General features: G+C 52.7%; 17 protein-coding genes. 4 read left to right on the top strand and 13 right to left on the bottom strand.

Going from position 1 to position 19,062, the window contains the following annotated elements; genetic code table 11:
* Positions 1–744: an enoyl-CoA hydratase/isomerase family protein gene (locus tag NIG5292_RS11000; protein WP_048599591.1), complete on the bottom strand. Its 744-nt coding sequence runs from the start codon at positions 742–744 to the stop codon at positions 1–3.
* 428 nt (positions 745–1,172) lie between these two features.
* Here NIG5292_RS11000 and NIG5292_RS11005 point away from each other — a divergent pair, with 428 nt between their 5' ends.
* Positions 1,173–2,147 (top strand): quinone oxidoreductase family protein, encoded by a 975-nt coding sequence (locus tag NIG5292_RS11005; RefSeq protein WP_048599592.1) that lies wholly within the window; start codon positions 1,173–1,175, stop codon positions 2,145–2,147.
* Between the two features lie 883 nt (positions 2,148–3,030).
* On the opposite strand, the gene NIG5292_RS11010 is transcribed toward NIG5292_RS11005, so the two are convergent.
* The 11 genes from NIG5292_RS11010 to NIG5292_RS11060 form a co-directional block, all read right to left on the bottom strand.
* Positions 3,031–4,413 carry a TRAP transporter large permease gene (locus NIG5292_RS11010; RefSeq protein ID WP_048599593.1) on the bottom strand — a complete coding sequence of 461 codons (1,383 nt, stop codon included), beginning with the start codon at positions 4,411–4,413 and terminating at the stop codon, positions 3,031–3,033.
* Positions 4,403–4,948, bottom strand: a complete 546-nt coding sequence (locus NIG5292_RS11015; RefSeq protein ID WP_233488218.1) for a TRAP transporter small permease — start codon at positions 4,946–4,948, stop codon at positions 4,403–4,405. The genes NIG5292_RS11010 and NIG5292_RS11015 overlap by 11 nt, the downstream gene beginning before the upstream one ends.
* Before the next feature lie 93 nt (positions 4,949–5,041).
* Positions 5,042–5,860 (bottom strand): metal ABC transporter permease, encoded by an 819-nt coding sequence (locus NIG5292_RS11020; RefSeq protein ID WP_048599594.1) that lies wholly within the window; start codon positions 5,858–5,860, stop codon positions 5,042–5,044.
* Positions 5,860–6,717: a metal ABC transporter permease gene (locus NIG5292_RS11025; protein ID WP_048599595.1), complete on the bottom strand. Its 858-nt coding sequence runs from the start codon at positions 6,715–6,717 to the stop codon at positions 5,860–5,862. Before NIG5292_RS11025 ends, NIG5292_RS11020 begins: the two co-directional genes overlap by 1 nt.
* The gene (locus NIG5292_RS11030; protein ID WP_048599596.1) at positions 6,714–7,610 is read right to left on the bottom strand and encodes a manganese/iron ABC transporter ATP-binding protein; all 897 of its coding nucleotides are present in this window, start codon (positions 7,608–7,610) and stop codon (positions 6,714–6,716) included. Before NIG5292_RS11030 ends, NIG5292_RS11025 begins: the two co-directional genes overlap by 4 nt.
* The gene (locus NIG5292_RS11035) at positions 7,607–8,470 is read right to left on the bottom strand and encodes a metal ABC transporter substrate-binding protein (RefSeq protein ID WP_048599666.1); all 864 of its coding nucleotides are present in this window, start codon (positions 8,468–8,470) and stop codon (positions 7,607–7,609) included. The genes NIG5292_RS11030 and NIG5292_RS11035 overlap by 4 nt, the downstream gene beginning before the upstream one ends.
* A gap of 147 nt (positions 8,471–8,617) precedes the next feature.
* The gene (locus NIG5292_RS11040) at positions 8,618–10,870 is read right to left on the bottom strand and encodes a xanthine dehydrogenase family protein molybdopterin-binding subunit (protein WP_048599597.1); all 2,253 of its coding nucleotides are present in this window, start codon (positions 10,868–10,870) and stop codon (positions 8,618–8,620) included.
* 3 nt (positions 10,871–10,873) lie between these two features.
* The gene (locus NIG5292_RS11045; protein ID WP_048599598.1) at positions 10,874–11,335 is read right to left on the bottom strand and encodes a (2Fe-2S)-binding protein; all 462 of its coding nucleotides are present in this window, start codon (positions 11,333–11,335) and stop codon (positions 10,874–10,876) included.
* Positions 11,336–11,403: 68 nt separating this feature from the next.
* Positions 11,404–13,644 (bottom strand): ATP-binding protein, encoded by a 2,241-nt coding sequence (locus NIG5292_RS11050; protein ID WP_048599599.1) that lies wholly within the window; start codon positions 13,642–13,644, stop codon positions 11,404–11,406.
* A gap of 21 nt (positions 13,645–13,665) precedes the next feature.
* The gene (locus NIG5292_RS11055) at positions 13,666–14,358 is read right to left on the bottom strand and encodes a response regulator transcription factor (RefSeq protein WP_218151595.1); all 693 of its coding nucleotides are present in this window, start codon (positions 14,356–14,358) and stop codon (positions 13,666–13,668) included.
* A 363-nt stretch (positions 14,359–14,721) separates the two neighbouring features.
* Positions 14,722–15,270 carry a cold-shock protein gene (locus NIG5292_RS11060; protein WP_048599601.1) on the bottom strand — a complete coding sequence of 183 codons (549 nt, stop codon included), beginning with the start codon at positions 15,268–15,270 and terminating at the stop codon, positions 14,722–14,724.
* A gap of 235 nt (positions 15,271–15,505) precedes the next feature.
* Here NIG5292_RS11060 and NIG5292_RS11065 point away from each other — a divergent pair, with 235 nt between their 5' ends.
* A complete protein-coding gene (locus NIG5292_RS11065) occupies positions 15,506–16,732 on the top strand; it encodes a 3-deoxy-D-manno-octulosonic acid transferase (RefSeq protein WP_048599602.1) in 1,227 nt (408 codons plus the stop codon).
* Here NIG5292_RS11065 and NIG5292_RS11070 read toward each other — a convergent pair.
* On the bottom strand, positions 16,704–17,843 hold the full coding sequence (locus NIG5292_RS11070; RefSeq protein WP_048599603.1) for an acetoin utilization protein AcuC: 1,140 nt from the start codon (positions 17,841–17,843) through the stop codon (positions 16,704–16,706). The genes NIG5292_RS11065 and NIG5292_RS11070 overlap by 29 nt on opposite strands.
* Before the next feature lie 162 nt (positions 17,844–18,005).
* Here NIG5292_RS11070 and NIG5292_RS11075 point away from each other — a divergent pair, with 162 nt between their 5' ends.
* Both NIG5292_RS11075 and NIG5292_RS11080 read left to right on the top strand, forming a co-directional pair.
* Positions 18,006–18,512 carry an NUDIX hydrolase gene (locus NIG5292_RS11075; protein WP_233488219.1) on the top strand — a complete coding sequence of 169 codons (507 nt, stop codon included), beginning with the start codon at positions 18,006–18,008 and terminating at the stop codon, positions 18,510–18,512.
* A gap of 86 nt (positions 18,513–18,598) precedes the next feature.
* On the top strand, positions 18,599–19,009 hold the full coding sequence (locus NIG5292_RS11080; protein ID WP_048599604.1) for a DUF1178 family protein: 411 nt from the start codon (positions 18,599–18,601) through the stop codon (positions 19,007–19,009).
* Positions 19,010–19,062: the final 53 nt, after the last annotated feature.

The raw sequence follows: 19,062 nt of genomic DNA on the forward strand, positions 1-19,062 counted from the left end.
CTATTTATTTTCGCGCATGGCCCGACTTCGGTACGCCTCAAGGCGGGCTTTCAGGCCAGGCTCCGCAGCAGTGCGCACTAGAGCTGCCAGATCATGGTTAGCATCGCCTGGCGCACGGGTCAGCTCCATCATTCGGCTCGTCGCATGAAATGGAAGCGCGCGTGCGCGGGCGGCGAAGCGGACGGCGAATACTTTCCAATTCCCTTTACCCACCAGATCAGTTGCAAGTCCTATGTCAAAAGCCTCTTCTGCTGAAATGGATTTGGTATCTATCAACATATCTCGCGCGGCATCTTGCCCAATTAGGGCAACCAGCCGCCCGGTACCAAGGGCCAGATCAAAATTCCAGCCTGGCATTTTGAGTTTCGCGCCGGGAGCTAATACGCGGCGCGAACAGGCGGCGAAAAGATCGGCCCCTGCACCAACAATCTGCCCGTGCCCCAACGCGATGATCGGGAAAGGGCTCAAATGAATTTTTTGCAGCAGCAATTCGATCCGAACAAAACGCCACAACAAGTCACCATCCGACAAATCGGCGATATCAGATAAGTCAAAACCGGCGCAGAAATGCTTTCCCCGGCCCTGAATGATCGCGATACGTACGTCGCCTGCTTGATCGAGTGCCATGATCAAATCTTCAACCAGCGAAGGCGATAAAGAGTTGGCTTTGGAGCCGCGGTTTAACGTCAGAGTGAGCAAATCGCCGTCGCGGGTACAGATCAGCTCAGATTCCTCTGGTTCCATGATACTCCCCCTACCCTTTCCCAAGGCTCGCCAAGAGCGCCTCTGTTTATTCACCCAGATCAGGCGGCAATCTCCGCATGACAACTTCCGCCAAGCGCCCACCTAGTATGACAGGCGCTGCCATATCGACAAGCACCATCCCCTGATAAGGACCGATCATAATTTAGAAGTGTTCGGTGAGCCAGCTCGCCTTGGCGGTTTAATTTAGGTCAAAGATAATCCAATAAAGGGTTTTTTTACCAATTCCCTATCACCCAAGTCGCCACTCAGACACTAACCTTCAGGAACTAGGGTCGACTTCAACCTGCGATAAATTCAAGATAATTTCTTTGGAGTTGGGAGATTTTTTACGTCCTACAAATACAGGTAAGTATTAGACATCCCTATGGAATTGCTCTCTTGTTAGAGGAGCAACATGAGGATCAGAAATGGCATTAACAGCAATCATCGAAGCACATGGCGGACCAGATCAGTTCAAATTGGTGGATCTTGATGTAGGTGAACCTCAAAATGGTGAGGTCCGAATTGTTCATAAAGCTATTGGCTTGAATTTTATCGATGTTTACCAACGCAGAGGAATGTATCCAATGCAATTGCCCCATGCAATGGGAATGGAAGCCGCAGGAGTAATTGATGCCGTGGGCGAAGGGGTCACGCATCTTAAAGTCGGCGATCGAGCCGCATATGCCTCGAACCCACCAGGCGCTTATTCTGAGGCACGGGTCATGCCTGCAGCACAGGTCTGTCCACTACCTGATGGCATCTCCTACGAGGAAGGTGCTGCGATGATGCTCAAAGGTATGACGGTCGAGTATCTGTTCCATCGCACCTCACCCCTGAAATCTGGTGATACCGTACTGTTTCACGCAGCAGCTGGCGGTGTCGGCCTTTTGGCTTGCCAATGGGCGCGCTCGGAAGGGATCAGATTGATCGGAACCGCAGGAACAGGTGAGAAATGCCAGCTAGCGAAAGATCATGGAGCGACCCATTGCCTTAATTACCGTAGTGAAGATTGGGTTGAGCGAGTGCGTGACCTAACAGACGGCAAAGGCGTTGACGTCGTGATGGACGCTGTTGGTAAAGACACCTTCGACGGATCACTCAATTCTCTCAAACCACTAGGCATGATGATATCATTCGGAAATGCTTCGGGGCCGGTTCCCCCTTTTGAAGTCGGTATTTTGGGAAAAAAGGGATCGTTAAAAATAACTCGACCGACGATTTTCACTCATATTAGCGATCATGACACCTGTCAGGCTATGGCACAAAATCTTGCTGCAAAAGTGCTGACGGGAGATGTGAAGATTAACATTGGCCAGCGGTTCGCATTGAGTGAGGTAGTAAAAGCTCATAAAGCGCTGGAGGCCCGCGAGACAACAGGCTCTACTGTATTAAAAATCTGAGCATTTTTCTTCCATAAACATGTTTTTGGTGCTTGATAAACAGTATCAGATAAAGGAAATTTTTCGCGCATCGAAGTGTTGGGTTAAGTAGCAGAATTACAAACTGAGCTGAACGCTAGGTGTTATTGAAGCAACGTCAAAATATCCTTTTGCCCCGTATGAGCCTACGCCAAAATTTCGGTAGCAATATCATTTTGAATTTGTAGTTTAGTAATATGAGCCGTCTCACAGACGTAATTCAGAATAGAAAACGAACTTCACCTTTTCGAATTCACCGACGTATTCCCAACCATTAAGTTAAGTGAAGGCAGCAAAACATTCATGATACCGTATGATTGAAACAGAACTACAACTCGGCAAAACAGAGCTCACAGAGGTTCTCAGCGTTACGGCAAATTAAGAACCAATTACGATTGGAGTCCGGTATACAATACTACAGCATTTAAGTTAACCTCAACTCTGGACCCGTTTGCTCATAATCACATGACTAACGGTCAATAAACACAGTGATCTTACAAGGCCACAAACAATGAGAGACCAGTATGTCCAACACCTTTAAGACCAGCTTGTGTTTCGTGTCAGGCAGACTACCATTTTAGTGTTGAGTATAAGTAGGGTTGAGGCCAACGGTGCTATGCCAATCAGCTTCACCAACAAGCTTATCTAGCTACCGTACAAATTACGCAGCATAGGAGGTTGTTGCCAATACAGTTAAGGCACAAAACTAACGACCAACAAAGGCACCGAGGTTAAATTTTTCTTTTACCTTCAATGCCGAGATAATTCGAAAACATTTCTGGCACTGGCCTGCATCAGGGCAAATGATATTACTCGATCTAGTTGTTGTTCGGATGCAAGAGAAACACAGCACACATCAGCAGGCTTACAACACGCGCGGTAAATAAAGAGCTAGCGCGGGCAAGACCAACAATAGTGCAACGCGGATCAATTCAATTCCAAAAAATGGCGCTACACCACGGAAAATGACGCCTAGGCTCGTGGCAGGCGAAAAGGATTTGATCACAAAAACATTGAGGCCAACCGGCGGCGTAATCAACCCAAGTTCTACGACAATAAGCGCAAGAATTCCAAACCAGATGCGTAAATCATCGGTCGTCATGCCGAATGCAGCAGTCTCAGCGGTGATAAAATCCCCGCCATTGAGCTCGATCAAGACAGGCCAAAAGAACGGCACCACGACCAAGATCATCGACAGGCTTTCCAAAAAGCAGCCCAAAATGATCAAGACGACCAACATCAAAATCAGAATGACATAAGGCTCAAGCGTAGAGGCCCCTGCCCAATCGCTCAGCGACGCTGGCAGGCCAGTCCGCGCGAAAAAGCCCTTGAGGATATCTGCGGAGAACAAAATGAAATAGATCATCGATGCGGTTTTTGCTGTCGCCAGAAGTGCTGCTTTCAAGCGCCCAAAAGTCAGCCCGTCATCAGACGTGCGCCTCAACAAAAGGCCGTACCCCAAGATCAAAAACACTCCTACGCCCGCCGCAGGTGTCGGCGTAAAAAATCCCATACCAAGACCCAAAATAATGGCCCCAAAAATCAACGTGACAGGGATCAAACGCCTGATGGCATGAGCACGTTCTGATGGGCTGAGCGCGATGGGTTGCGGGGCAAGGTCAGGGTTTCGGGCCACTCGCATACGTATGACAATTAGGAAAAACACGACTGCCAAAAGACCGGGGACGATAGCGGCTTGGAACATCTCTATGATCGGCGCTTCCACGACGATCGCGTAGATCACCAAAGCCACGGACGGCGGGATCAAAATGCCCAACGTACCGCCTGCGGCCAGCACGCCTGTCGAAAGGCCCTCGTTATATTTCAGGCGGCGCAGCTCGGGCAGTGCAACGCGGCTCATGGTCGATGCGGTTGCGATAGACGAGCCACTTACCGCCCCAAAACCCGCACAGGCCAGCACGGTCGCCATTGCCACCCCACCGCGTATTTTCTGCGTCAGCGCACTTAAACCTTGAAACAAATCACGGCTGAGACCCGTTTCCGCCGCCAAAAAGCCCATGAGCACAAACAGAGGCACAACCGACAGATCATAATTCGCCACCGAGTTCCAAAGCGCAGTTTTGAATTGCAAAAGATAAGGGCCGAATTTGATGAACGGCGAGGCGAGGCTCAGCACCCACGTGCCAACAACACCAGTAACCAACATCGCCAACGCCACGGGGATGCGCAGCATGATCAGAACAAACAGCGCCAGCAGTCCATAAATGCCAATGATTTCACGCTCCATCGGTATTCTCCGGTGGTCCCGCTATTGCCATAAGTGCCGCCACTGACCAAAGCGCGCAGGACACAACTGCCGAAGACATAAACATCCACACGGGCCAGCCCAGAACCGTGGTTTCAACGTGATCCGCGCGCATTTGAAGCGTACCTTGGACCAGCATGAACGCCATCCACACCAAAATTGCGGCCAACACAGTGTTGGATAAAACGGTAACGATCCGGCTGGCCCGCGCGGGTGCGTATTGCATAAACACATCAACGGAAGCGTGCGCACTGTGCAGTTGCGCGTAAGGGAACATCGCCAGTGCCGCGACGCCAACCAGCATCTGAACCGCGTCTTCGTAACCCGGCAACCCAGGAACTGTCCCCCCCCACAACCGCGCGATGACATTCGCGCTGAAACCTGCGGCATTAATCGCGGTGACGGCGACAATGATCAAAAGCAAAGCGCCACCCAACAGCGCCCAGCCGTCTATCACTTTCACCAAGATCGCCCTAAGGGACATCTGCTGCGCCTCACATGTTTTGGCAGTGGCCATAATATCCTGCCGTTTTGCAGGGTCCACATGGTCAATACCACTGCGCAACACTTGTTCAACCCACCAGTTTCTTAGGGTTTCTGACAGACCCTATCAGGCTGCGCGAAGTTTAAAGCGCGCCCGCACAAAGGCCGCAATGAAGCAAATGGTCAGCACCAAAATGATTGTTGGCGCCGGTGCACTGTCGATGAAAAAACTGGCGTAGATACCCACGACACTTGAGGCAAGCGTAATGAATACGGCGGTCGGCAACATGATACTGAGGCGGTTGGACAACAGATACGCAATCGCGCCCGGTGCGATCAGCAATCCAATTGCCAAAATAATGCCGACTGCAGACAAGGTCGCGACAATTGTCAGGGAAATCAGCGCTAGAAGCCCGTAGTGCAGCAACCCAACCCGCAATCCCACAGCCTGCGCTTGGACCGGGTCAAACGCGTGCAACATCAAATCACGTCGCTTGGCGATCACGATACCCGCAACCCCTAGGGAAATCAGGCCAGCCGTCCAAAGATCCTGTTCACCCACCCCCAAGATGTTGCCAAAAAGGATGTGATCCAGATGCAGGTTGGTAGAAATCTTGGTGTACAAGACAATCCCAAACCCAAACATTCCCGAGAACACAATACCCATAACGGTGTCCTGCTTGACGCGGCTGTTATCGCTGAGAAAGCCAGTCGCAACAGCGCAAAACATACCTGCAACAAACGCCCCTATGAGTAACGGGATGCTGAATACATAGGCCAACACGATCCCCGGCAGCACCGCATGGCTGATCGCATCGCCCATCAACGACCACCCCTTGAGGACCAGATAACAAGATAACAGGCTGGTCGGAATGCTTAGCATTGCCATGATCACGAAAGCCTTGTTCATGAACGCAAATTGAAACGGCAACAGCAACTCGTCCATCAGTTTGCCCGCACCGCTTTGGCCGCACGCCGACGCGCCGCAAGGTACCCATGGGTTGGCGCAAGCATGAACGCGACCAGAAAGATCAGGGTTTGCAGGCTCACGATCAGCCCACCCGTTGCACCGTCCAAGAAGTAACTCAGATAGGCGCCGACACAGCTTGTTCCCGCACCAATCGCCACACTTAGAGCAAGCAAACGTGGGAACCTGTCAGTCAACAAATAGGCCGTCGCACCGGGCGTCACGACCATGGCGATGACCAAAAACGCACCAACAGTTTGCATCGCGGCCACACAACAAGCGGCCAAAATCGCAAAGAAAATGACTTTCAAAACATCGGGCCTTAACCCGATTGAACGGGCGTGATCTTCATCAAAGAACGTCACCATGAAGTCTTTCCACTTTGCCAAAAGCACAGCTAAACTCACAAAACCGATGACAGCCAATTGCAGCGTGTCCGAAGGAGTAATGGCTAAAATATTGCCAAAGGTGATGGTCTGCACACTGATCGAAATAGGAGAGATCGAGACCATAAACAGTCCAAGCCCGAAGAATGACGTAAAGATCAGACCAATGATAGTATCCTCTTTCAGGCCAGTGCGTTGGTTCAAAAGAAGCATGGATGCCGCCGCCAAACCGCCAGCCGCAAACGCCCCAAGCGCAAATGGCAGGCCCAGCATATACGCCCCCGCTACCCCCGGCACGATCGAATGGCTCAGCGCGTCGCCAATCAAAGACCACCCCTTAAGCATCAGATAAGCAGACAAAAACGCACAAACCGACCCCACCAGCGAGCTGACCCAAATTGCACTGAACATGTAGGCATAGCCAAAAGGCTCAAGGAGCGTGTCGATCATTCGGTCCCTTCGCCTTTGGCTTTTGGCGCATCGGACGCTGCTTGCATCTCGTCGCCGTAGACCACGAAGGGGCGCTCATCATCGGTGATGACCCGAACAGACCGGGTGTCATCATCATCGTGAAGCTGAGAACCGGTTAGAACAAAGTGGCGCAGAACGCCGCCAAAGGCGATTTCAAGATTGGCATGGGTGAACACGTCTGCGGTTGGGCCAGATGCCAGCACAGTGCCTTTAACCAACACCGTGCGGTCACAAAACTCTGGTACGGATCCAAGGTTGTGGGTCGAAACCAAAATGACGCGCCCCTCATCGCGCATGGCTTGCAACAATGCCACGATAGCATCCTCTGTTTGCACATCAACGCCTGTAAACGGCTCATCAAGCAAGATCACCTGCCCTTGCTGGGCCAATGCGCGCGCAAGAAAAACGCGCTTGCGCTGCCCACCTGAAAGCTCGCCGATTTGACGGTGACGGTAGGCTTTCATGCCGACGCGGTCCAATGCCTCCGTGACGGCCGCATGGTCCGCAGCAGACGGCCGACGCAGAAACCCCATATGACCGTAGCGACCCATCATCACCACGTCTTCCACAAGCACGGGGAAGCTCCAATCCACGTCCTCGCTCTGGGGCACATAGGCCACCATGTTCTTGGCAAGAGCCGCCTTAACGGACATGCCCATCACAGAAATCTCGCCTCGTGCGGCAGGAACAAATCCCATAATTGCTTTGAATAAAGTGGATTTACCTGCCCCGTTCACCCCAACCAACGCTGTAATTGTGCCTGCGGGAATTTCAAAACTCGCGTCCGACAAAGCGGTATGCCCGTTGCGGTAAGTAACGGTCACATGTTCGGCTTTGATGCCAGTGCTAAGGGGCGCGGCTATGTCTTTCATCCGCCCAAACCATCGGCAATTGTTTGTGATGTCACACGAAGTAGGTCCAGATATGTGGGCACAGGCCCATCCTGTGCACTAAGGCTATCGACATAGAGCACGCCACCATAACTGGCACCTGTTTCACGCGCGACCTGCTCCGCGGGGGCTTGGCTCACAGTGCTTTCGCAAAACACCGCAGGGATATCATTCGCACGCACGGCATCAATCACACGGCGCACTTGTTGTGGGGTACCTTGGGCATCTGCGTTCATCGGCCACAGATATAGCTCCTGCATTGCGAAGTCCTTGATCAGATAGCTAAACGCGCCTTCGCACGTTGCCAGCCAGCGCTGTTGTTGCGGGATTGCTGCAACACGGTCGCGTAAAGGTGCAATCGTTTGGGTGATAAGTTCTTTGTAGGCATCAGCATTGGCGCGGTATGTCTCGGCGTTGTCCGGATCATGGGTGACCAATGCGTCACGTATGTTGTCCACATAAATCAGCGCATTATCCAGCCCCATCCACGCATGTGGATTTGGCAGGCCCGTATACTCACCTGCAGAAATGCTGATCGGCGTAATGCCGTCAGTCAGAACAGCACTGGGCACCTCGGATAAATTGCTCAAGAACTGCTCAAACCAAAGCTCGAGATTCAGCCCGTTCCACAAAATCAAATCCGCATCTTGTGCGCGCAGAATATCGCGGGGCGTGGGGGCGTAGCCGTGTATTTCTGCCCCGGGTTTTGTCACGCTTTCCACAACTGCTGCATCACCCGCCACATTGCGCGCCATATCGGCCAGAACCGTAAAAGTCGTCACCACTTTAAACTGTTCGTCCGCAACAGCCTTGATTGGCAAAATAGCAAACGCACCCGCCATAACCAGCGAACAAAATGACGATGAAAGAGATGGACGGAAGAAAAACATATGCAGATCTCCATTGATTAACTGCAACCCGTTTATGCGAACTACTCGCAACTAGCAAGATAATTGCGAGCGGTTCTCAACTACTGCGCCAGTCTCCGCTTAGGCAAAATCAACGTTATTCCAGAACGGCATCCTGCGCACCCTTTGCCCCGTGGCCGCGAAGATCGCGTTCGCAAGCGCAGGCGCGGCGGGCGGGACAGGTGGCTCACCGATGCCGCGTACTTTGTCACCGTTTGTCAAACCACGGACCTCAATTTGCGGACACTGCGCCATGCGTATTCCGTCGTGCATGTCAAAATTACGCTGATCGGCGACGCCATCTGTGAACGTAATTTCACAGTTCATTGCGTGACCAAGCCCCCAGGCAACCCCACCCATCACGTTGTTTTCAAAATTGATCGGATCAAGCACCTGCCCCACTTCTGCGGCAACCCAGACTTTTTCGATCACAATGCCGCGACTAGTATCGCGTACTTGAACCACTTCCGCTGTTGGCACGCCGAAGCTTTCAACAATGGCAACGCCGCGCCCCTGCCCTTGGCCAAGCGGTGCCCCCCAATCCGACATTTCCGCAACCGCCTCCAAAACAGCCCGGTGGAGTGGCGACTGTATCAACCTTAAGCGTTCCGCCACCGGATCGGCACCCGCAGCATGGATCATTTCATCCAAAAAACTCTCTGCAAAAAACGCAGCCGATGACGCACCAACAGATCGCCATGAGCTAATCGGCGCTAACTCTGGTGTGCGATATGCGCGCACGGACAAGTGCGGCACCGCGTAAGGCATATTCCAAACACCCGCTGCAATTTGGGTATCAGGCCCCGCAGCGGGCTGACCCAAACGTGTCATTTGCGACGCCGTTACGGACGGCGATGCGATATCCATCTGCCATGCGTGCACCCCACCATCTTTAAGCGCGCCTTTTGCGCGCCCAATGCTGATCTGACGGACGTAATCCTGGGCAAAATCTTCTTCGCGTGAGTAGGTTAACTTGACCGGCTTGCCCTTCATTGCCACTGCAATTTCAGCGGCTTGGGTAACAACATCAAACTCAAGACGGTGACCAAAACTGCCCCCTGCCATCTGTTGATGGAAAATCACTTCATCGGCATCACAGCCAACCACAGCCGCGACTTTTTGCTGCAAAAACCGCGACATCTGATGTGCGATCCAGATCTCTATTCCGGTTTCAAGAGTTCGCGCCACGGCACAAAGCGGCTCAAGCGGTTGGTGGGCAACGTAAGGCGCAAAGTATTCCGCCTCGATCTGCTGCACCCCCTTCGCATCTTTGCCCAGCGCGGCGTTGACATCACCATCATTGCGCCACTCTTTATCTAGCGCATCGTCCGTAAAGCTATCAGAAACCGCCTGCCAGTGATCCGCCATTTCAGCGGGGTACGGAGCATCGGGCCATTCGCAGCCGATCGCATTAACAGCCCTGATCGCGCGCCATGTGTTATCTGCAACCACGGCGATGCCATTAATCACAGGCACAATCGCACTGATGCCGCGCATTTGTTCCGCTGCGGCTGTATCATATTGCGCCGCAGAACCGCCGCGTTTGGGATTGGTGCGCACACTTGCGTGAAGCATCCCATCGAGTTCCAGGTCGATTGTATAACGCTGTGTGCCCGTGGATTTGGCAACGATATCATTGCGCAACACAGGCTTACCAAGCCGTTTCCATTCCGAAGGATCGCGCAAAGAAACGTCCGTCACTGGCGCAATGTCCGCTGCCGCTTTCGCCAAGTCGGTATAGGCAATTCTGGTGCCATCAGGCAAAACGACCGCGCCCTGTTTCGTTTGCAGTGCACTTACCGGCTGACCCGTTTGATCGGCGGCAGCCTTTTTCAGTGTCTCGCGAGCAACGGCCCCCGCCATGCGTAGCTTTTCATAACTGTCAGGCACACTGCTTGAGCCCCCCGTTACCATCAGGCCAAGCAGCTTGAATGCAGCCCCCGCAGCCCCGCGCGCAGACCGCGCGGCAAGGCTGTCGTCAGCGCTTTGAAAAGGCACCGCCTCATCCGCGAGAGCGGTGTTGTAGTACGCTGGATCTGGCGCGCCGAACGACAGCGTGACCTTATCAAGATCAATGTCGAGTTCTTCAGCAATCAGCAGCGCCTGAGCCGTCTGCACCCCTTGCCCCACATCCGTGTGTGGGGTGATTAACGTAACCGCATCTGCGGTAATCTTAATGAAGGGCGTAAACGCAGCCTCGCCCTCACGCAGCTCTGCAAGCAACGGGTTTGCGTGCGGTGTCGCCACCTTATAGGCTCCAAACGCAACGCCACCAGCCACAAGGCCAGAACCAATCATGAAACTACGGCGGGTGATCTTTTTGAGCTTACTCATGATCTATCCTTTCGCCAGCGTGTCAGCGGCTTGCTTCACAGCTGCACGAATGCGCGGATAGGTTCCACACCGGCATAGGTTGCCGTTCATCGCATCATCAATGTCAGCATCGGTTGGACGGGGGATAGACTGCAGAAGTGCGGCTGCCTGCATCATCTGACCGGACTGACAATACCAGCACTGTGCGACCTGCAAATCAACCCATGCAGATTGAACAGCGTGCATGGTGTCCGGTGTGCCCATCCCTTCGATTGTGGTGATCTCAAATCCAACCGCATCAGCTGCCGCAATCTGGCAACTGCGCACAGCATCCCCATTCAGATGGACCGTACACGCGCCACAGGCCGCGATACCACACCCGTATTTCACACCCTTGATATCCAGTACATCGCGCAAAACCCACAACAATGGCATGTCATCTTCGACGTCAATTTGGTGATCGGTGCCGTTTACGTTCAACTTCATCATACTCACCCCTGTTTGTTAGCATTAAGGTAGGTCTGCGACAGCTTGGGATCAACACGCCCGCACGCCTAACGTGACGATAGGTTCAATTCCACACGGACTGCATCCAGAAGAGCGTCCCTTGATACCGGCTTTTGCACCATGGGTGGCAGTGGCGACATTTCCGCATTCGCTCCCACAATTTCTTTGGGATAGCCTGACATCAACAAGATCGGCAAATCGGGCAGCCGGTTTCGTACTTCACTAGCCAAGCCAACGCCTTGCAACGCACCCGGCATGACCATATCAGAGATTATCAGATCAATGTTGGACTTCTCATCCAATACCTGCAACGCTGCATCGCCTGAATTCACCGCAACCACGTTGTGACCTGCCGCGCGCAATTGACGCGTCATGGCTAGGCGCACGCCGCGTTCGTCTTCGACCAACAGTATCGTCTTTTGTGTCTGACGCGACGCTCTGCGCGGCTTTGTTTCCACCGAGCTTTCGGCGTCCAAACTGCGCGCGACCGGCAACAACAACACAACTGTGGTGCCAGAACCCTCCTGCGTTTGCAGATAAATTGTCCCGCCAGATTGCCGCATGAACCCTTGAACCATCGATAGGCCAAGCCCAGAGCCGGTGCCGACCTTCTTGGAGGTCACAAAGGGATCAAATACCTTCTCTGCCAACGCCTTACTCATACCAAAACCGGTATCGCGCAGCCGAACTCGGACATATTCTCCTGGGATAAGATCACCCGGCAAATGCGCAGTTTGGCTTGCCGTGATATGCGTCAATTGTGCGGTGAGGGTAAATTTGCCGCCGTCAGGCATCGCATCGCGGGCATTAATGGCCAAATTCAAAAAGGCCGTTTCCAGTTGATTGCGGTCAATTTGAACAGGTGGCAACGCTTCTGAAACATCAGAAGAAATCTCAATTGATGCGGGCATGATACGCTTAAACAAAACCATCGCTTCGCCCAGTAAGTCATCCACGCGGTGGGCTTTCGGTTCGAGGTAAGATCGCTTTCCAAACGCTAAAAGTTGCCGCGACAAAGATGTGCCACGGCTTGCAGATTTGCGAATTTCATTGGTGCAATCTTGGCCGTTTTCATCCAAAGGCATGTCCAGCAGAAGCTCTGCATTGGCCAGAACGATTGCCAAAATATTGTTAAAATCATGGGCTACACCGCCGACCAACTCGCCAATGGCTTCTTGATTTTGCAGATACGCAATGCGGCGTTCAGATGCGCGCAACTCACTTTCCCGCTCCAGAAGTTCCGCTTGGACAAGTCCACTGGCGTGTTTGATGTGGCGCAGATACAGCCAGCTTAGCGCGATCACAGCAAATATTGACCCCATGATGACCACGAACATAATCGCCTCGGTTGGACTGAAACGATTTGCTTTACTCACGCTTAACGTCAATGTCCGCCCACCAAGCGACAACAGCGCATCATCAGCAATCAACTCAGGCAGAACGCGGTCCATCCAATCAATATCTGCGGAATTTGGCGCAATCTCGATCGGTGGGGCGTCAGCGTCATTTACAGAAAGACGGATGCTGTAGTCACCAAGCCCATCAACAGCACCGCTCTGCGACAACATAACCTCGGGTGTGACGGGAGCCGCCACAACGCCGCGCTGCCAAACACTTGGCTGACCGTTCTCAACCACGACCGGAGACAGCACCATCAAACTAAGGTAGTTATCACCACGCTGTGCATCGAGCGACAAGATATATGGCCCGACCAATGCCGGCTGATTGAGCAGAAACATTTGCTGAACGGCGCGAAACCCTTCCGTGTTTTCAGTCAAATCAATACCAAATTTCGTTTGCCTAGCCGAAGGCGGATCCACGAACAAAAGCGGAGCAGAAAGTGGTGGTCCGGTCAGATTCAAAAGTGGTAAATCGGGATATCCCTGCGCCTCGAAATAGTCCGTATTTCGCTGATAGTAATTGCCAAAAACACTAAGTTCGCTGCGTGATAATATAGGTGCGTATGCGACGACACGGGTTAGGTCCGACGAAAACTGACGGTGATTTTGACTCCATACTTTGTCGAAATCGTTCAGATCACGCACGCCCTTAATCGACAATATTTGCGCAAGGGTCGCCACTTCTTGTTCAATAAGAGAGAACTGCAGCATTAGCGCATTCTTAAGCTGATTTGCCTTTTCGTTTAGCTCATCTTGATGCGCACGATTAGCAGCGGACACCAGCGCATACCCAACAAGAACAAAGCAAACGGCAGCCACAACTGAGCCTACGCGCGCCATATGCACCGCTTTGCCAATGTCAGTTAAGTGGCGCGCAAGGGCGGTCATTTGCCCACGGGCAGAATTGCTTTACGCCTCGGGTTCGGCGGCTTTTGACGGCCGGTCGGGTTCTGCCAGCACATACCCCTGCCCCCTAATCGTTTGAATTGGCGTACTACTTTGGGCGGCGGCAAGCTTTTTGCGCAAACGGAAGATGAACACATCTATCGTGTTATGATCAGGATCATCGTCGGCCACATACAACTCTTGGCGCAGCATATCCTTTGAAACAACCAGACCCATTTTGCGGGCCAGCATTTCAAGTACCTGAAATTCTTTCTTGGTCAGCTTAAGTTTATGTCCGTTGGCAACCGCGACCTTCCCCTCAATATCAATTGTCAGGTCCCCGACCGAAAGCGCGTTGTGACTGTGCCCTTGTGACCGCCGAACAATCGCAGAAATACGGGCGCGCAATTCATCGCCATTGAACGGTTTGGTGATGAAATCATCTGCGCCCAATTCAAAACCACGGATCTTTTCATCAATCTGGTTTATGCCTGTCAGGATCAGCACCGGTGTTTCCACCTTGTTTTCACGCAAGCGTTTGAGGACCGTGTACCCATCAAGATCTGGCAATTTCAGATCAAGCAGGACCAGATCGTAATCATAGCGCGTCGCCAAATCGATGCCTTCTTCACCACTACCTGTGAAGTAAGTGAAAATATCGGCTTTTTTCAGAGTTTTATCGACAACTTTGACCAAGGCCTCGTCATCTTCAATCATCAACACACGCACTAGCTACCAACCTCAATACTAACAACATCTGTACACAACACGGGTAGAGCATATGAAATAATTAACGCTGATTAAAGCAAATACGTGAATAATGCGTCATTGTTTGTGAAACAGTTCTGAGTGTGCACTCTGGGCTTTCCGTCTGCGCACTAAAAAGCCTGACGGAGTAACTCCATCAGGCTCATTACTAAATACATCGTGCACGTGGCACTACTCGTTACCTGTCAAAGAGAACATCTTCGACTTCAATTACGTAGCGTAACGTTTATGAACGGTTCATGAACAAATAGGTAAATGAACAGTAAATAACAAAAATATCGCACTGCTACGGGACCAACGCCGAGACAATACTTATTCAAACTCCAGCTGAGACGCGTCTGTCCAGGGAAACAGATATTTCACTGCTGCTTTTGGGCCATCATTTTCAATGACTACACAGATGCCCAACCCAGAGGCGACCTCACCCAAGGATGACAGACGCAGAGTTTCTGCATGAAAAAAGACCTCTTTCGCCTCGCCGTAAGGAATGACAAAGCCGTAGCCCTTTTTGGCATCAAACCACTTCACGATCGCGGGCTGCAACGCACTTAGTTCATCCGCAGTTAAATCCGCAATCGTCAGCAGATCTTCAGACGCGATGACTTCTGTAATTTCGGAAATCCGCGCGCCGCGCGCGCTGTCGTCGACCAGATAAGTCAGCTCAACTTCTTTGGCGATTGAGCTGAGGCCAAGCTCTCGCAAGATGTTTTGATGCAGCAAAACATCCTCGCCGGTTTGCCCGTCAACAACGAAGCCAATTCCCTTGTTTTGATCAAACCACTTCACAACCCCACGTGACGCGCGGCTTTGCACATCACCAGGCCCCGGCCCACTTTGCTCTTTATTATCACTATTCGACATACTAGCGCCTTACGCTCCGGCTACACTTGTTACGCGGCCGTTTTTGCATAGCGAGTGTTAAGATTGTTTTTAATTCCAGAGGCGGCTTACACAAAAATTAACTAAAAGACACAGTAATTCTTCGAAATCCTCATGTCAAAAGCCATATGCCGTCACGTAGCGCCGCCATTTTAATCAATTAATCAAAGCCGCACTCTTGCTCGACACAATATCTCCGCCTAAGGCGGATATGATCATGTGGATATACAGAGCCGCCATAACCTTCGCAGCACCGTTCATTTTGCTGCATGCCATCCTGAAAATGGGGGGGCTGACTGCGCGGCTTGGCTTCGTACGGCCTGCACAGAGCGGCGCGCATATTTGGGTTCACGCAGCCAGTAACGGTGAAATCACATCCGCCAAGGCAACCCTTCAAGCGCTCTTGCGCCGTGATCCAAGCCGCAAAATTCTGGTCACCACCAACCAGATTACAGCGCGCGATATGATCCGTGGTTGGGCTAACGACCGGATCGAAGCGCATCTGGCCCCGATTGATCTGCGTTGGGTCACAAAAATGGTACTGCATAATTGGTCCGTTTCCGCGCATATAATTGTTGAAAACGAAATCTGGCCAAACCGCCTAACTGTGTTGTCATACGCGCACGTACCTGTTGTGATTATTGGCGCGCGTTTATCCGCACGCAGTGCTGCACGGTGGCAAAACCTACCCAGCTCACTCCGCAATATTTACCGCACACTGAGCCTTGTCAGCCCGCAAGACCGCGACAGCGGGGCACGTTTCAAAGCCCTTGGCGCGCCAAACATCAGCGCACCCAACAATCTAAAAGAGCACTATCAACGTCCCGCACCCCATGCAGATTTCGCAGAATTTGCGCAGCTATACCAAGCCCCCTTCACAGTTGTGGGCGCTTCAACCCACGCGGGCGAAGAAAAGCTTATCCTTGATGCCTTTGACATTTTGCATGCCGAAGACCCGCGATGGCATTTGATCTTGGCGCCCCGTCATCCCAAACGCCGTGATGAGGTTTTAAGCCTGATTGGCCAGCGGTTCAGCGTGGCCCAATACTCGGACCGGACCCGCCGCAGCAACACCACCCAGATCACCTTAGCCGACACCATGGGCGACATGGCACTGTGGTATGACATTGCAGATATTTGCGTGGTGGCGGGTAGCTTCCAGCCCGTTGGCGGGCACACGCCGTTTGAACCCCTAAGCCATGGCTGCGGTGTATTTCATGGCCCGCACGTGTCAAATTTCACGGAAAGCTATGGTGCCCTGAACGCTGTAGGCGGCGCCAAGATGGTCCGCTCAGCCGAAGACCTGGCGCACGCGATCCTGACCTGCCGCCCAGAAGTGATGTGCGACGCGGCAGCGCCGGTTTTGGGACGCGCGCAAGATCAAGAGCCGTTTTACACAGAACTCGAAGCGCATCTTAAACGTGCACCAAAAGCCGCTTCTTAAGCTTACCCACACGCTCACGCACCACGTCCTTAACTGGCCCGTTCCGTGGATCATCGCGTAAGGTGCTTGACCAATACTTAGGCCTGTTTTTTGCACGGCTGTGGCCACTCCATGTGAGGGCCTGCAACACGCGGCGCGGTGCGTCATCAAGATCACGAGGCGGATCAATACCGTTAAGCACCCCCCACGCACCTGTCCAAAGCCTGCCCACGGACCACGGATTATAGCCGCCCCCACCAAGCAGCAAAAAGCGCGGGCACATGGGTAGCAATGCGCGGATCACTTCAAAATGGGCGTTGTTGGACATAGCAAGCGTTGACTGCGGATCTTCCTCGACCGCGTCTGCGCCGCATTGAAGGACAATCGCATCAGGCCTGAAAGTTTGCAGTGCAGGCAGTATGAGCTCTGACAAAACATAGGCCATATCGTCATCGTGGCTGTGTTTTGGCAGAGGTAAATTAAACAGGTTTCCCACTCCTTCATCACCAAGCGCACCGGTGCGGGGCCATCTGTTTTCCTCGTGTGTAGAAATCATCAACACATCTGGATCGGCTTCAAACGCGCGCTCCACCCCATCTGGGTGATGGGCGTCAATGTCGATGTAGGCGATGCGTTTCACACCACTGCGCTTAAGCGACAAAATACTCAGAACCGGATCGTTGAAATAACAAAACCCGTTTGCCCGATCAGGCATGGCATGATGGGTGCCACATCCCGGCGCATAAACACGCCCCCCGTTGGCAAGCAGTTCTCCGGCCAAAAGCGCACCCCCTGCCGATGTGGCAGGGCGGCGAAACACTTCTGCAAAAACTGGATTGGAATGGGTCCCGATGTGATGCCGGCGGCGGACCTCTTCGCTGACCCCTTGCGCCGCCTCTGCGGCTTGCAACGCCGCAATATAGGCAGGTGTGTGCCATGCAGAAATTGCAACGGGCTTGGCACGCGGACTTGTGATGTATTGCTGTGATGGCAACCATCCCAGTGCGCGGGACAAATCCATTACCGTACTGACCCGCGGCACACGCAGCGGGTGCCACGCGCCATAAGACGAGCCGCGATAAATCTCGGACCCGATGAAAAGAGGGCGAACAAGTGGCGATTGCGTAGTCATGATGATGGTGAGCCTAGGTCCACGCCCATGACTGTCCAGCCCTTATATGGACACATCCGCGCGCCAATACATGCGCCCAACAAAGCCCGATGTCTGCGAAAAGTTGAATTCATCGGAAATTAGCGTTATATTCACGGCTTAGGAGGCACGAAGGACACAACGATGCCACCACATAAAAAACATGCAGGCCAAAGACGCACCAACAAATCAATGAAGCAGCTACAGCTCTCTGTTACGGGTAAAACCAAGTATGACCTTCGCACGCAGTTCTCTGCGCTGCCCTTTCGGGTTGTGGCTGGCAAGCTTGAGATTTTGTTAATTACCTCGCGCGGGACTGGACGCTGGATCATCCCCAAAGGCTGGCCCATGGCCGACACAACCCCAAGTGATGCCGCAGCAACAGAAGCTTTTGAAGAAGCGGGTGTTGAGGGGAAAATCTACAAAACCTGTATCGGGCTTTATTCCTACACCAAACAAATGGACGACATGCCAAACCTGCCATGCGTCGCAATGGTGTACCCGCTCAAGGTCAAGAAAATTCTCAAAGACTACCCCGAAGTAGATCAGCGCAAACGCAAGTGGTTCAGCCAATCAAAAGCAGCGAAAAAGGTGGATGAGCCTGAGTTGCGGGCGATTATCTCCTCGTTTGACCGCAGCTTGCTGAGCTAACGCAGCTACGCGCTTGTGATCTTGCCCTCCGGTACGCTTTGCCTACATAATATATTACTTGATGATGCTTAGGGCCTTTGATCCGCATGATCCGATATAACTTGAAATGCACAAATGATCACCAGTTCGACAGCTGGTTTGCCGACGCCGCCAGCTATGACACGCTGCGCGGGCGCAATTTAGTGTCTTGCGCTGTGTGCGGTGATACGGATGTCTCTAAATCCCTGATGGCGCCGCAAGTACGCCCCGCCCGAGGCGCGCTGAGCCAAGCCGCATCGCCGGCCGAGCAAGCGATAGCAGAAATGCGCAAACACATTGAAACCAACGCTGATGATGTGGGCACCAATTTCGTAGCCGAGGCGCGCAAAATTCATGATGGTGAAACGCCGGAACGCGCAATTTACGGCCAAGCCAACGTGCAAGAAGCCAAGGAGTTGATCAAAGACGGCGTGCCTGTAGTGCCCCTGCCATTCATGGCGAAAGACAAAGCCAACTAGCGTGGTGCGTACCCGTCGCTAAATCGCCCGCCTTCTACTTGCCCAAAAACCAC

Origin of the sequence: Nereida ignava (assembly GCF_001049735.1) — a bacterium.
GTDB classification, from domain to species: domain Bacteria; phylum Pseudomonadota; class Alphaproteobacteria; order Rhodobacterales; family Rhodobacteraceae; genus Nereida; species Nereida ignava.

What these genes read in the sequence shown, in the direction of transcription:
- NIG5292_RS11000 (WP_048599591.1), bottom strand. Translation starts at nt 744, where the DNA reads ATGGAACCAGAGGAATCTGAGCTGATCTGTACCCGCGACGGCGATTTG.
- NIG5292_RS11005 (WP_048599592.1), top strand. Translation starts at nt 1,173, where the DNA reads ATGGCATTAACAGCAATCATCGAAGCACATGGCGGACCAGATCAGTTC.
- NIG5292_RS11010 (WP_048599593.1), bottom strand. Translation starts at nt 4,413, where the DNA reads ATGGAGCGTGAAATCATTGGCATTTATGGACTGCTGGCGCTGTTTGTT.
- NIG5292_RS11015 (WP_233488218.1), bottom strand. Translation starts at nt 4,948, where the DNA reads ATGGCCACTGCCAAAACATGTGAGGCGCAGCAGATGTCCCTTAGGGCG.
- NIG5292_RS11020 (WP_048599594.1), bottom strand. Translation starts at nt 5,860, where the DNA reads ATGGACGAGTTGCTGTTGCCGTTTCAATTTGCGTTCATGAACAAGGCT.
- NIG5292_RS11025 (WP_048599595.1), bottom strand. Translation starts at nt 6,717, where the DNA reads ATGATCGACACGCTCCTTGAGCCTTTTGGCTATGCCTACATGTTCAGT.
- NIG5292_RS11030 (WP_048599596.1), bottom strand. Translation starts at nt 7,610, where the DNA reads ATGAAAGACATAGCCGCGCCCCTTAGCACTGGCATCAAAGCCGAACAT.
- NIG5292_RS11035 (WP_048599666.1), bottom strand. Translation starts at nt 8,470, where the DNA reads ATGGCGGGTGCGTTTGCTATTTTGCCAATCAAGGCTGTTGCGGACGAA.
- NIG5292_RS11040 (WP_048599597.1), bottom strand. Translation starts at nt 10,870, where the DNA reads ATGAGTAAGCTCAAAAAGATCACCCGCCGTAGTTTCATGATTGGTTCT.
- NIG5292_RS11045 (WP_048599598.1), bottom strand. Translation starts at nt 11,335, where the DNA reads ATGAAGTTGAACGTAAACGGCACCGATCACCAAATTGACGTCGAAGAT.
- NIG5292_RS11050 (WP_048599599.1), bottom strand. Translation starts at nt 13,644, where the DNA reads ATGACCGCCCTTGCGCGCCACTTAACTGACATTGGCAAAGCGGTGCAT.
- NIG5292_RS11055 (WP_218151595.1), bottom strand. Translation starts at nt 14,358, where the DNA reads ATGATTGAAGATGACGAGGCCTTGGTCAAAGTTGTCGATAAAACTCTG.
- NIG5292_RS11060 (WP_048599601.1), bottom strand. Translation starts at nt 15,270, where the DNA reads ATGTCGAATAGTGATAATAAAGAGCAAAGTGGGCCGGGGCCTGGTGAT.
- NIG5292_RS11065 (WP_048599602.1), top strand. Translation starts at nt 15,506, where the DNA reads ATGTGGATATACAGAGCCGCCATAACCTTCGCAGCACCGTTCATTTTG.
- NIG5292_RS11070 (WP_048599603.1), bottom strand. Translation starts at nt 17,843, where the DNA reads ATGACTACGCAATCGCCACTTGTTCGCCCTCTTTTCATCGGGTCCGAG.
- NIG5292_RS11075 (WP_233488219.1), top strand. Translation starts at nt 18,006, where the DNA reads ATGCCACCACATAAAAAACATGCAGGCCAAAGACGCACCAACAAATCA.
- NIG5292_RS11080 (WP_048599604.1), top strand. Translation starts at nt 18,599, where the DNA reads ATGATCCGATATAACTTGAAATGCACAAATGATCACCAGTTCGACAGC.